Origin of the sequence: Flavobacterium sp. (assembly GCF_024710485.1) — a bacterium.
Taxonomy (GTDB): Bacteria; Bacteroidota; Bacteroidia; order Flavobacteriales; family Flavobacteriaceae; genus Flavobacterium.
In genome coordinates, this window is the sequence record NZ_JANJUQ010000041.1 from 15,065 (window position 1) to 28,295 (window position 13,231).

Sequence of the window (13,231 nt, forward strand, 5' to 3'; positions counted from 1 at the left end):
AGACGGTTTTTTATTTTGGAGAAAAACTGCTAATAAAAAAGCGGTTTGTATTGTTGCCAATGCTTGTAAATTAAAATCACGTTAAAGGCTAAAATAGCGACTGCTACCGGTAATCCTGAAATTCCCAAAAACAAATGAAATAACAAAATATTGATGGAAATAGGCGCTAATAAAATCAAAGCAAAAGCAATCCATTTTTTTAACAACAACATGATTCCGATAATCATTTCCAAAACACCTAATACCGGGAAAATATACCCTGTGGCATTTAGCGAACTCATAAAATCACCGGCAGAACCAGTTGGAGCTTCCATAGGAAGGAAAGTAAATAATTTGTTGGCGCCAAAAACCAAGAGCGCTAATCCTAAGACGATTCTAACAATGGTGGTAAACATGGAATTCATAGGCGGATGATTTTAATTAGTAATATGGTAAAAATAACATTAAAAAATTAAATCAATTACATTGAAAAAGTTAAATTATTAACATATTTCCTCTTAAACTCCTTTTATGATGGATTTTTTTCGAATTTGTAACTTTTTTTAAAGACCACAAACTAATAGGGAAAACAAAATACATTGACTATGAAAGCACACGAAATCGATTATCATATTTATGGGGAAGAAATGCAATACGTTGAAATTGAACTCGATCCGCAAGAAATAGTAATAGCCGAAGCCGGAAGTTTTATGATGATGGACAACGGCATCACTATGGAGACAATTTTTGGCGACGGTTCTCAACAAAAATCCGGTTTGTTAGACAAATTATTGTCCGCCGGAAAGCGCGTACTAACCGGAGAAAGTCTTTTTATGACGGCTTATATCAATCAAAACAACACCAAAAGCAAGGCTTGTTTTGCCTCGCCTTATCCCGGAAAAATTGTCCCTATAGATTTATCACAATTCAACGGGAAGTTTATTTGTCAAAAAGACGCTTTCCTATGCGCTGCCAAAGGGGTTTCCGTTGGAATTGAATTTTCCAGAAAACTAGGTCGCGGATTATTCGGCGGCGAAGGTTTCATTATGCAAAAAATTGAAGGCGATGGAATGGCTTTCGTTCACAGCGGCGGCACTTTAGCCAAAAGAGAATTGGCTGCCGGCGAAATACTGAAAGTCGACACCGGCTGTATAGTTGGCTTTACCAAAGACGTGGATTACGATATAGAATTCATCGGTGGCATTAAAAATTCGTTATTTGGCGGCGAAGGTCTGTTTTACGCCACTTTACGCGGTCCCGGAACGGTTTACGTTCAATCATTACCATTTAGCCGTTTGGCGGACCGAATTATAGCTTCGGCACCTAAAGCCGGCGGAAACGGTAGAGAAGAAGGCAGTTTGCTGGGCGGATTAGGGCGAATGTTAGATGGCGATAACCGATTTTAAACAAAAACGTCCCGAATGACCGGGACGTTTTTTATGCTAATTGTGATTTAATTTACAGTTAGCGGATAAGTTACTGAAGCATCTGTAGCGCCACCCGCATTGGTGATGTCTCCAGTTGCTACGCCTGCCGCGGATTTATTAGGTAAATGTCTTAATATTACCGTTAAGTTACCCGTTCCGGCGTTTCCGGTAGTAAGTGTGAAATTAAGCCCTACGGGTTTTCCGTTCAGATCCGTATCAGTGTAGACTACAGTTCCTAAAGCGGTTGGAAGTTGGTAAAAAATTTGGTGCTCTTCACCTTCAGCTTCTACTTCTACCGTAATATTATCGGCTGGCGTTACGGTTTCGTTTAAAAAAGAAACTTCACCAACATAAGTGGTGTTTACAGCCAAATTTCCGGAGACTGTAACGGTAGGAGCGTTTGGTCCATCGCCGTCTAAATCTCTTGAAGTTAATGTAATTACTTGTCCGCCTCCGGTTAAGGTAGTAGTTACCGTAGTGATAAGCTCTTCCTCATTTACCGGGCCATTGTCGTCGCTGCTGCATGACATTACTAATAGGGAACTTACTAATAAGATGAATGATTTGGTTGGATTTAAATATTTCATAAGAGTTAATTTTAATAGTTAATTTTTAATTGAATTTGAAAGTTTCGGCCTAATTCATCGGCATAGAAACGCTGTCTGTTTAAATAATCTCTGTAGTTAGTGTCTAAAATGTTGAATACAGCAAAGCCTAGTGTAGCCATTGAGTTAGCAGCTATTTTAAACTCAAAATCAGAAGTAAAATGCAAAAGATGGTACGCTGCCGGTGGTGTGCTTATGTCTACACTAACCGGTGTTAATTCTCCGTTTACAATAATGTTTGTTGTGAAGTTGTTGTCTGGGAACTGAGTCTGTCTGAACACCATTTCACTTTGTAATTCCATCGTTAAATTCTTCCAATTCTTATGGTTGAACTGAATCCTGTTGTTAATGTTTAAAGGTGGCATATCGATTATGGCGTCGTCATTGGTTTTGTCTTTGCCATGGACATAAGACAGCAACAAACGATGTTGCCAATGCTCGTTAATCTGCCATTCGGAATTAAAATCCATACCCGTCAATAAGGCATTGGTTTGTTGGTATTCCCAAACCGGGAAAGCACCGCGAATAGTAGTTTCAAAGCCAACAGGTCTCAAAAACATATATGCTTCAATATAATTCAAGAACGGATTGAGATTGATTTTAAAACGAGACCATTTTTTTTGAATGGAAGTACTGATTTTATTTGACTTTTCTTGCTGTAATCTCAAATCGCCTAATTCAATCATACCACTTGAATGGTGTAAACCATCACTAAAAAACTCGGATGGATTCGGATTTCTGACGGCACGGCTAAGGTTGAAATACCACTCGTAATCTTTACCAAAGGAATATTGCATTCCGATACTGGCTGAAAAATTGTGGAAGGTAAAGGTAGGCTTGGTAAACCATTGCGTACCAAAATCGCCGGCAATAAAGGAATCGAATTCCGGGCTGTAATCGCGTTCTTCCCAACGCGATTTCAAATAATATTTAGTAGCTTCAATGGTCGAAAAATCATATCGAATTCCCGCTTCTACGGAGAAATTATCTGAAATATGATGATCAGCAATGGCATAAATGCCGGCGTCAAACTTATTATAACTCGGAATTAACGGGCGAACACCGGTATTAGGATTCGCCGCATTGTTTTGGTATAATCCCATCACACCAGATTTAAAATCCCAATCGTCTTTACTCAATTTATAATCGGCATTTAAAGTATGTGTTACCAAGTTTAAATCCAAAGCCGGTTTGGAATCAGCAACACCGGTGCGCAAATCAAACTCTTTTCTGTTGTTGAATTGAAAAGCATACTGCAAGCCTAACGTTTGTCCCTCTTTGAGGTAATAATTGTAATTCAGCTTGGCCAAATGGTGTTGTACTTTTTGTTTCGGATTTTGGATGGAATACGTAAAATCTTCAATCACCGAAGGGATTTCATCATTAATTGAGTAGTACAAGTCATTCATGTTTCCAATGTGGGAAGCACTCAAAATCCCAAGGGTGGCATTGTACAAGCTGTAATAAGCTGCAAAGTCAAATTTCTTACCGATATATTTCAAATCACCCGAAAAATTAGCTTCACGATTTCCCGTGTTCGACAGTACATAATCGGGGGATTCTCTGTCGCCATAATATTTGAAACTGCCTTGTGCATTCCAGCTCCAGTCACAAAAGTTTCCTTTGTGCAAACTAGACGAAATAGTGCCGCCACGACCATTAGATTCCATAGTCATAATTGTTTTCCCGAAAAGCGTGTCTTTTTTGGTGCTGAAAGGCTCGATGATTACAATCCCTCCAATGGCGTCTCCGCCGTATTGTAACCCGGAAGCACCTTTTAAAACGGTAATTTTACCGGCCGCATTCACGTCAAAATTGGGAGCATGTTCCATTCCCCATTGTTGGTCTTCTAGTTTTACATTGTTTGTATAAATCCCAACGCGGCTGCTGTGTAAACCATTAATTACCGGTTTTACTACAGTGTTGCCGCTTTTTAACACCGAAACTCCGGAGACTTCTTTTAACAGGTTTCCCAACGATTGACTGCTGAATTTTTCAATGGTTTTTTCTTTGATTTTTTGTTCGGAAACCGAATGATTGAAATAATTGTTTTTGTGTTTTACTACAATTTCTTCCAATTGTTCGTTCTTTTGTCTCATAACAAAATTGATCTCCAAATCACTGTTGACAACAATAGTAGTGTCAATAGGTTTGTAACCGACATAGGTAATTAAAACCTTTGCCGAACCATTTGGAATATTGCGAATAACGAAAGAGCCGTCTTTTTTACTGTTAGTTGATTTTGAAGAAATATGAATATGGCTTTTTTCCAATCCCATATTGTTCTCATCAACTATTTTTCCGCTTATGGTATTTTGACAGTAAACACCACCAAAATACAACAAGCCAAAAAATACAATGATTTTTTGCATTTTGCTGTTTGCTAATTTGTTAACACTAAGTTTAGGTCAAAAAAATTAAACAATCGGCGGACCGCGAAGCAGGAATGAACTTCCGTTGAAAATCGAAATATGCTCGGAAGAGTAGCTAAAAAGAGATCTTTTGAGGAAAAATTTATTGACGAATGAAATAGAATGAGACCCTGCTTTAACCGAATGACTGAAAGCAAACTCACAAGTAAAACACTTTTCTAATCCGTCATGACCATGATGTAATTCCGTTTGATGATCGTGATACACATGATGACAGTGTGACTTGGAAAACTGTTTCACTAAATGGTTGAATGAGTGTGCCGACTGAAACAATATTGCCAGCAATATCATCAGTCCCATAACTGCATTAACTAAGCGTAGTTTTCCTTTCATGTTCACAAAAGTAGCGCAAAAACAGATAAAATCAGCCCAATTTTAACAAACTTTAGGATTTGTAAAAACCCGGACATTTTTTTAATGAAAAAGCCACAAATTACTCAAATTAGCACAAATTAACTCGTGGTAATTGGTGAAATTCGTGGCTAGTATTAGTAGCTCAACTTTGTTAAACTAATTTATTCGCTACCAAATATTCGGCAATCTGAATGGTGTTGGTTGCGGCGCCTTTTCTTAAGTTGTCGGCTACAATCCACATGTTTACGGTGTTGGGCTGACTTTCATCACGGCGAATTCTACCCACAAAAACATCGTCCTTTCCTTCTGCATATAAAGGCATCGGATAAGTATAAGTGTCCGCATTGTCTTGAACAGTCACGCCATTGGTATGGTGTAATATTTTACGCAATTCGGCGATGTCAAAATCGTTGGTGAATTCAATATTTACCGTTTCACTGTGTCCGCCAACGACCGGAATACGTACTGCAGTTGCCGTCACCGCGATGCTGTTATCACTCATGATTTTCTTGGTTTCGCGTACCAATTTCATTTCTTCTTTGGTGTAATCGTTGTCTTCAAAAACATCACATTGCGGGATAGCGTTGCGGTGGATTTGGTATTTATAAGCCATTTCTCCTTGAACACCGGCGTATTCGTTTTCCAATTGTTGCACCGCTTTCACACCGGTTCCGGTGATAGATTGGTAAGTGGAAACCACCACGCGTTTGATATTGTATTTTTTATGCAAAGGCGCTAAAACCATAACCATTTGAATAGTAGAACAATTAGGATTGGCTATGATTTTATCGGCAGTCGTTAATTCGTGGGCGTTGATTTCGGGTACGATCAATTTTTTAGTCGGATCCATTCTCCATGCCGAAGAATTGTCGATTACTGTAGTGCCGGCTGCTGCAAATTTAGGAGCCCAATCCAAAGAGGTTTGTCCACCAGCCGAAAACAAAGCGATATCGGCTTTCATGTCGACTGCTGTTTGTAAGCCAACCACTTTGTACTTCTTGCCTTTGAAATCGATTTCCTTACCTACCGATTTTTCAGAGGCTACAGGAATTAATTCGGTTACCGGAAAATTTCTTTCTGCTAAAACTTGAAGCATCACTTCACCAACCATACCGGTGGCACCTACTACAGCAATTTTCATATGAATAGAATTAAGATTTTTTAAAAATTGAAATACAAAAGTAATCAGAAAACAACTGCTGTTTTTGTTTTTACGGTAAAATTTTCTGATTTCTAAATTGGCTTTTCGCTATAAAGAAAAACCGCCCCAATGACGAGGCGGATTAGTTAGAATATATAGTGTAACGGTACTACTTTTTAAGCAAATCTCTGATTTGAGTCAGCAATTCTTCTTGTGTCGGACCAGCCGGTGCTGCCGGAGCCGGTTCTTCTTTTTTCTTCATGGAGTTGATCGCTTTAACCATGATGAAGATGACAAAGGCAATAACTAAAAAGCTGATAACTGCTGCTAAAAATTTACCATACAGAATTCCGTTGTCGGTTTTTAAGTCGGCTAAATTTTCTACTTGTGCAGCTTTCAAAGCCGGATTTAACAAGGCCGGTGTAATTACATCGGCGACTAAAGAGTTAACGATGGCGCCAAACGCAGCTCCAATGATTACTCCAACGGCTAAATCCATTGCATTTCCCTTTGCAATAAAATCTTTAAATTCTGAAACCATTCCCATAATTTGTGTTTTTTTAGTTGATTAATAGTACTAAAATAGTTAAATTTTTGAAAAACCGAATAGGGTTTTGAATTATTCTCGGAAGAACACCCTTTTAACGCGTTGTGAAATTCCGGTCAGGATTTCATAAGGTATGGTGTTCAAAGCCTTAGCCATCAGGTTTACCGAAGGATTTTCTCCGAAAATAATCACCGATTGACCTTCCTTGCAATCTATTTCAGTTACGTTCACCATCAGCATGTCCATGCAAACACTTCCTACAATTTTGGCTTCTTTGCCATTGATAACCACATAGCCAACTTCATTGCCCCAACTTCTGCGAATTCCGTCGGCATAACCAATGGGAATAGTAGCGATTTTAGTTGTTTTTTCGGCCATAAATCTTCGTCCGTAACCTACGCTTTCGCCGGCTTCTATGGTTCTGATTTGCGAGATAACCGATTTTAAAGTGCCCACATTTTCCAAGAATTTTTGTTCTTCTTCATCGTTGGAAATGCCATACAATCCTATTCCCAAACGCACCATATCATACTGCGCACCGGGATAATTCGAAATGCCGGAAGTGTTTAAAATATGGCGAATCGGTTTGATTTTTAACTCGGTTATCAGTTGAGTTGATAATTGTTCGAATAATGCAATTTGTGATTGGGCAAACGCATCTTGTTTCAAATCGTCACTGGTGGCCAAATGCGATAAAATACTTTTGATTTGAACCGTCTCGTTACTTTTTAGAATCGCAATTAACTCGGATAGCTGCTCTTCTTCAAAGCCCAAACGGTGCATTCCGGTGTCGATTTTGAGGTGAATCGGGAAGTATTTGAGTTTCTTCTGCTCGGCTATTTTTAAAAAGGCTTTCAATCCTTTAATCGAATAAATTTCAGGCTCCAATTGGTGTTGGATAATCGCCGAAAAACTGGTGGTTTCCGGATTCATCACCATAATCGGCACGTTGATACCGGCACTTTTTAAGCTTATTCCTTCATCGGCAAAAGCCACGCCCAAATAATCTACTTTGTGGTGTTCGAGCAATTTGGCAATTTCAAATCCGCCGTTGCCGTAGCCAAAGGCTTTTACCATGACCATCAGTTTGGTTTTGGGTGCCAATTTCGATTTGAAGAAATTCAGGTTGTGACTAATCGCGTTGAGGTTGATTTCCAATACCGTTTCATGCGTTTTCTCTTCCAACATCGAAACAATTTGTTCAAAGTGAAAATCGCGCGCGCCTTTAATTAGTATGGTTTCGTTTTCAAAATTCAAGCGGTCGAAAGCATTCATAAATTCGGCTACATTTTTAAAAGTAGTGCCGTTAATGAACTTGTTTTTGTACTGCGAAATGGTTTCGCCTATACCAATAACGCGGTTGATTTTATTGGAGATAATCAATTGCGAGACTTGTGAGTACAACTCATCATTGTTCAATCCGCTTTGAAATATATCCGAAAGTATGATGGTTTTCTTTTTGTGTTGCTTTTGGTGCTCTAAAAAGTCGAGGGCAATTTTCAACGATTGGAAATCGGAGCTGTAACTGTCGTCGATAAGTGTACAATTGTACATTCCGTTTTTCACTTTCAAGCGCATTTCCACCGGATACAATTGTGCCATTCGGGTTTGAATCACTTTTGGATTGTAGCCGAAATACAACATCACCATCATACAATGAATAGCGTTTTCAATCGATGCTTGGTCCTGAAACGGAATCAGGATCGGGAATGTATCTTCTTTGTAAGTGACTTGCAATTCGGTTAAATCACCTAAATTTTTCTTGGTAATATAAACATCGGCACTTTTGTTATCGGAACACCAGCTAAAGGTTTTGATTTTGGGGTTGATAAAGGCCTGTATGGTTTTATTTTTGTTTAAAATCAGCACATTGACCGAAGTAAACAGCTTTAATTTTTCTTTGATTTTATCAGCCACGCTCGAAAAACCTTCATCGTGCGCCGAACCGATATTAGACAAAACACCAATGGTTGGGCGAATGATTTTCTGCAGTTTTTCCATCTCGTACATCGTCGAAATACCGGCCTCGAATATCCCGAGGTTGTGCTTTTCTTTAATGCCTAGAATGGATAATGGAACGCCGACTTGCGAATTGTAACTTTTCGGACTGCGGATGATGTTGTAATCCGGACTCAGTAAAAAGTTCAACCATTCTTTGATGATGGTTTTTCCGTTGCTTCCGGTAATCCCGATGATTGGGAAATCGAATAAACTTCGGTAGTAAGCGGCAAATTTCTGCAATGCATCCAAAGTGTTTTCCACCACTAAAAAGTTGGCTTTGCCGGCAACTGTCTCAGGAATGTGCGTCACTACAAAATGGCAAACACCTTTGTCAATCAGTTCGTTAATGTAAGTGTGTCCGTCATTGTTAGGTCCGGAAATGGCAAAAAACATCGTGTTTTCACCGTTTTGCAAAGAGCGGCTGTCGATGGATATAGAGTCGATTACCGCTACATCATTTTCACCAACCCAATGGGCTTTGAGGATGGGAATAATATTTCGTAAGGTTAGTGTCAAAGTGTTGGGGATTTATAACTGCGTCAGTTCGCTACGCTCGGGTCTTCTGAAGACAAATGTTCAGGGTCTTTAACTTCCATGTTTTCGCGCATGGCTTTAAAATAGGCGGCGCGACTCAAAGGTTCGTATTCTTCAGTTTCGCCTAACAAAACCAACTTATCACTGTCGGTTTTTCGGAAACTGTAATGGGCTAAATTTCCGGTTCGGGTACAAACCGCATGTACTTTAGTGACATATTCCGCCGTAGCCATTAGCGCTGGCATCGGTCCGAACGGATTGCCTTTAAAATCCATATCCAATCCTGCCACGATAACGCGAACACCCGAATTGGCCAAATCGTTACAAACGGCAATAATCTCATCGTCGAAAAATTGGGCTTCATCAATCCCGACTACGTCGCAACCTTGCGCCAAAATACGGATGTTGGCCGCCGCTGGTACCGGAGTAGAGCGAATTTCGTTTTTGTTGTGCGAAACCACCATTTCTTCGTCATAGCGAACATCAATGGAAGGTTTGAAAATTTCCACTTTTTGTTTGGCAAACTGAGCGCGTTTCAAGCGGCGTATCAATTCTTCGGTTTTGCCCGAAAACATGGAGCCGCAAATGACTTCAATCCACCCAAATTGTTCTTTATGATTTACTGTATTTTCGAGAAACATTTTGTATTTTTCTTGCGCTAAAAATGAATAGTTTTTATTACTTTGTAACGAAAACCAATCGACTTGAATAATTGCTATTTTTACGTCGATTCAAATGTAGAAAAATTTTAATTATGGTTCCCGCTTCCCGAAGGTAAATAAATGTTTCGGAAGTGAATTTAAAAAACAGACCAGCGTATTTCCTATAATTACAAACCATCATGAAAAAAAGAGTAGAAGCCGAATTAATCAGCATTGCCCACCGAATTTTGAAACTCAAAAACAAATCGGATGTGGATCAATTGTATAAAGAAACCCAAAAATTATACGAAACGTTATCGGTTTTAAAATTTTACCAGGACAATTACGAAGTCCTAAAATCGGAGGTTGATGCCGCCGAATTGGAAGAAAAATTAGAAACTGCTTTTGATGCTGAAACACCTCAGGCTATCGTGGCTGAAGTGAAAGCGGAACTAGTGGTTGAAACCGAAGCACCTGCTGTTGAGGTGGAAACTCTTGCAGCCGAAGACGCTCAAGAAGAACCGGTTGTAACTGAAGCCGAAACTGAAGTTGAAACGGTTGTTGAGGAAGAAGCTGAGGAAGAAGTTGCAGAAATGGCACCGGAAGTTGCAGCAGAACCAGCCGCTACCGAAGCACCGCTTTTTACGCCGATATTTGAATTGGCCCAAGAAGAAGCTGAAGAAGAAGCACCTGCAGCAGAGACGGCATCCGAACTAAAACCAGATACCAAACACATAGCTTTAGAAGATTTATTAGGCGAAAATTACGTAGATCCGATTTTCGTAAAGCCGAATGAAGTCTCCCTTTTTCCAACGGAAACTAAAGAAGAAAAGGCTTCGGAACCGGAAATAGCGCAACCTAAACCGGCAGCGTCTTTAAACAGCGCTTTTGCCAAAACCATTGAAATTGGATTGAACGACCGCATCGCTTTTGTAAACCATTTGTTTGGCGAAAGCAACGAAGATTTCAACCGCGTAATCTCGCAATTGAACACCTTTGATACCCTGGAAGAAGCCAAAACTTTCTTGAACGAGATGGTGATACCCGACTACAATTACTGGGTTGGCAAAGAGGATTATATAGAGCGTTTTATGACTGTGCTTGAGAATAAATTCAAATAAATGGGCAAACTTTACCTTGTTCCCACACCAATCGGTAATTTGGAAGACATGACTTTCCGCTCCATCAGCGTTTTAAAGGAAGTGGATTTAATTTTGGCCGAAGACACGCGCACCAGCGGCAAACTGTTGAAGCATTTCGATATTGCCACACACATGCACAGCCACCACATGCACAACGAGCACAAAACGGTGGAAAATATTATCAAGCGTTTGCAAGCCGGAGAAAACATCGCCTTAATCAGCGACGCGGGAACGCCGGCCATTTCCGACCCCGGATTTTTACTCACCCGAGCTTGTGTAGAAAATAATATCGAGGTGGAATGTCTGCCGGGAGCTACGGCTTTTGTTCCGGCTTTGGTGAATAGTGGTCTGCCTAACGACCGTTTTGTATTTGAAGGTTTTTTGCCCGAAAAAAAAGGAAGACAAACCCGTTTTTTAGCGTTGGCCGAAGAAACCAGAACCATGATTTTTTATGTTTCGCCTCACAAATTAGTGAAAACTTTGGGCGAATTTGTGCAGTATTTTGGCGCCGACCGACCGGTGTCGGTTTCACGTGAATTGTCAAAACTCCATGAGGAAACCATCCGAGGTACAGCCGCTGAGGTGTTGCAACATTTTGAAGCCAAACCACCAAAAGGTGAAATCGTCGCGGTAGTTGGCGGGAAAATCGAAACCAAGGAAAGCAAGAAAAACCAGGAGTAATATTGGGGCGTTGCCTGCGGCCGGGCTTTCCGCGCTACACGGTAGCTTGCTGCAATCCCTAACGCATTATTTCCTTACGCTACCACCAAATCCGTAAACGCAAATTGTTTTCCGCTGAACAAACCTTTATCCGACAATTTTAAATCAGGAATTACCAGTAGTGCCATAAAAGACAACGTCATAAAAGGCGCTTTCAAAGTACTGCCTAAGTCTTTGGCCATAGCATCAATTTCTTGGTACAAACGTCCGGCTTCCCAACCGTTTTGGTCGCTCATAATCCCGGCTACGGGTAAGGCCAACGATTTTTGTTCGGCACCGTTTACGGCACAAATACCGCCGGTGTTGGCAATGAGTAAATTCACCGCATTCAAAATTTCTTCATCTGAAGTACCAACCACGACTATATTGTGACAATCGTGTGCCACTGAACTGGCAATCGCTCCTTTTTTCAAACCGAAATTTTTGATAAAAGCCACAGCCACCGGCGCATTTTCATACCGATTGACTACGGCCATTTTCAAGACATCATTTTCGGTATCGGAAACTAAATGACCATCCTGAATTTTAGGCGAACAATGAACTTCATTGGTAATCAATTGTCCTTCCAAAGCCTCGATAACGCGAATGGTTTTGGCCGAACTCGCCACTTGAAAATCGGCTAAAACTTTAGGGGAAGTATTGAAATTATTGGGTTTCTCAAAGGCAACATGCTTCACAAAAGATTGCCCGTTTTCAGCCACTAATTCTCCGTTAATGTAGGTTTGTAACACTTTAAAATCCGTCAAATCTTCCACTACGATAAAATCGGCGGCATCGTTAGGTTGCAATAAACCTACGGTCATGTTGTAATGCTTCACCGGATTGATACAAGCCATTTGCAAAACTTTAAAAACGTCATGTCCTTTGGCCACTGCCCGAGCACACAATTGGTTGATGTGGCCCACAATCAAATCGTCCGGATGTTTGTCATCGGAACAAAACATTAGGTTTTCAAAATGATCCGGCAGTAAGCCGATTAACGCTTCAAAATTTTTAGCGGCACTGCCTTCTCGAATAATGACTTTCATCCCTAAGGCTAATTTTTCAGCGGCTTCGTCATAGGTAAAGCACTCGTGATCGGTTGTAATTCCGGCGGAAATATATTTTTGGACGGCTTCGCCACGTAAACCAGGCGCATGACCGTCGATGGGTTTGTTAAAGTGTTTCGCCCAAGCTATCTTTTTCAACACTTCTTCATCGTCAAACAACACACCGGGATAGTTCATCATTTCGGCCAAATAATAAATGTCGGGATGCGCCATCAGTTCCTTAATTTGCTCCGAATCGATTACCGCTCCGGCAGTTTCAAAAAAGGTGGCCGGAACACAGGATGGCGCTCCAAAATGAAACTTCAACGGGACTTTTTTGCCGTTTTCAATCATATAATACACACCGTCTTTTCCCAATACATTGGCAATTTCATGCGGATCGGAAATGGTTCCGACGGTACCGTGTAAAACCGCTATTTTGGCAAACTCGGAAGGCACCAACATCGAGCTTTCGATATGAATGTGTGCGTCGATAAAACCCGGAAGGATATAGTTTTTGTTATCGTGTTGTTTTTCAATTACCGAAACAATTTTACCGTTTTCAACCCTAACTTCGCCGGAGTAAATGCGGCGGTTTTCGATATCGACTATTTGACCTTGAATATGCATTTTGATTCAATTTGAATTTCAAAAGTAACGAATAAATACACTAAAACTGC

11 protein-coding genes are annotated in these 13,231 nt (G+C 40.4%); 3 read left to right on the forward strand and 8 right to left on the reverse strand.

Going from position 1 to position 13,231, the window contains the following annotated elements; genetic code table 11:
• Nucleotides 1–29: 29 nt before the first annotated feature.
• Complete coding sequence (locus Q0M21_RS10830; protein ID WP_295338043.1) at nt 30–404, reverse strand: DoxX protein; 375 nt, start codon at nt 402–404, stop codon at nt 30–32.
• Between the two features lie 180 nt (nt 405–584).
• Here Q0M21_RS10830 and Q0M21_RS10835 point away from each other — a divergent pair, with 180 nt between their 5' ends.
• Complete coding sequence (locus tag Q0M21_RS10835) at nt 585–1,385, forward strand: TIGR00266 family protein (protein ID WP_295338045.1); 801 nt, start codon at nt 585–587, stop codon at nt 1,383–1,385.
• Between the two features lie 47 nt (nt 1,386–1,432).
• Here Q0M21_RS10835 and Q0M21_RS10840 read toward each other — a convergent pair whose 3' ends face one another.
• From Q0M21_RS10840 to Q0M21_RS10865, 6 genes are all read right to left on the reverse strand, one after another.
• Nucleotides 1,433–1,993 carry a type 1 periplasmic binding fold superfamily protein gene (locus Q0M21_RS10840; RefSeq protein WP_295338047.1) on the reverse strand — a complete coding sequence of 187 codons (561 nt, stop codon included), beginning with the start codon at nt 1,991–1,993 and terminating at the stop codon, nt 1,433–1,435.
• 11 nt (nt 1,994–2,004) lie between these two features.
• Entirely contained in the window at nt 2,005–4,383 is a 2,379-nt protein-coding gene (locus Q0M21_RS10845) for a TonB-dependent receptor (RefSeq protein WP_295338049.1), read from the reverse strand.
• Nucleotides 4,384–4,948: 565 nt separating this feature from the next.
• Complete coding sequence (locus Q0M21_RS10850; RefSeq protein WP_295338051.1) at nt 4,949–5,938, reverse strand: aspartate-semialdehyde dehydrogenase; 990 nt, start codon at nt 5,936–5,938, stop codon at nt 4,949–4,951.
• 169 nt (nt 5,939–6,107) lie between these two features.
• The gene (gene mscL / locus Q0M21_RS10855) at nt 6,108–6,485 is read right to left on the reverse strand and encodes a large conductance mechanosensitive channel protein MscL (protein ID WP_290876057.1); all 378 of its coding nucleotides are present in this window, start codon (nt 6,483–6,485) and stop codon (nt 6,108–6,110) included.
• A 72-nt stretch (nt 6,486–6,557) separates the two neighbouring features.
• Nucleotides 6,558–9,002, reverse strand: coding sequence for a bifunctional UDP-N-acetylmuramoyl-tripeptide:D-alanyl-D-alanine ligase/alanine racemase (locus tag Q0M21_RS10860; protein WP_290876055.1), 2,445 nt, complete (start codon nt 9,000–9,002; stop codon nt 6,558–6,560).
• Nucleotides 9,003–9,025: 23 nt separating this feature from the next.
• Nucleotides 9,026–9,661 carry a thymidine kinase gene (locus Q0M21_RS10865; RefSeq protein WP_295338054.1) on the reverse strand — a complete coding sequence of 212 codons (636 nt, stop codon included), beginning with the start codon at nt 9,659–9,661 and terminating at the stop codon, nt 9,026–9,028.
• 200 nt (nt 9,662–9,861) lie between these two features.
• Here Q0M21_RS10865 and Q0M21_RS10870 point away from each other — a divergent pair, with 200 nt between their 5' ends.
• Entirely contained in the window at nt 9,862–10,782 is a 921-nt protein-coding gene (locus Q0M21_RS10870) for a hypothetical protein (protein ID WP_295338055.1), read from the forward strand.
• Nucleotides 10,783–11,484, forward strand: coding sequence for a 16S rRNA (cytidine(1402)-2'-O)-methyltransferase (rsmI, locus tag Q0M21_RS10875; protein ID WP_295338057.1), 702 nt, complete (start codon nt 10,783–10,785; stop codon nt 11,482–11,484).
• Between the two features lie 74 nt (nt 11,485–11,558).
• Here rsmI and ade read toward each other — a convergent pair whose 3' ends face one another.
• Nucleotides 11,559–13,181, reverse strand: a complete 1,623-nt coding sequence (gene ade / locus Q0M21_RS10880; protein WP_295338058.1) for an adenine deaminase — start codon at nt 13,179–13,181, stop codon at nt 11,559–11,561.
• Between the last annotated feature and the right edge of the window lie 50 nt (nt 13,182–13,231).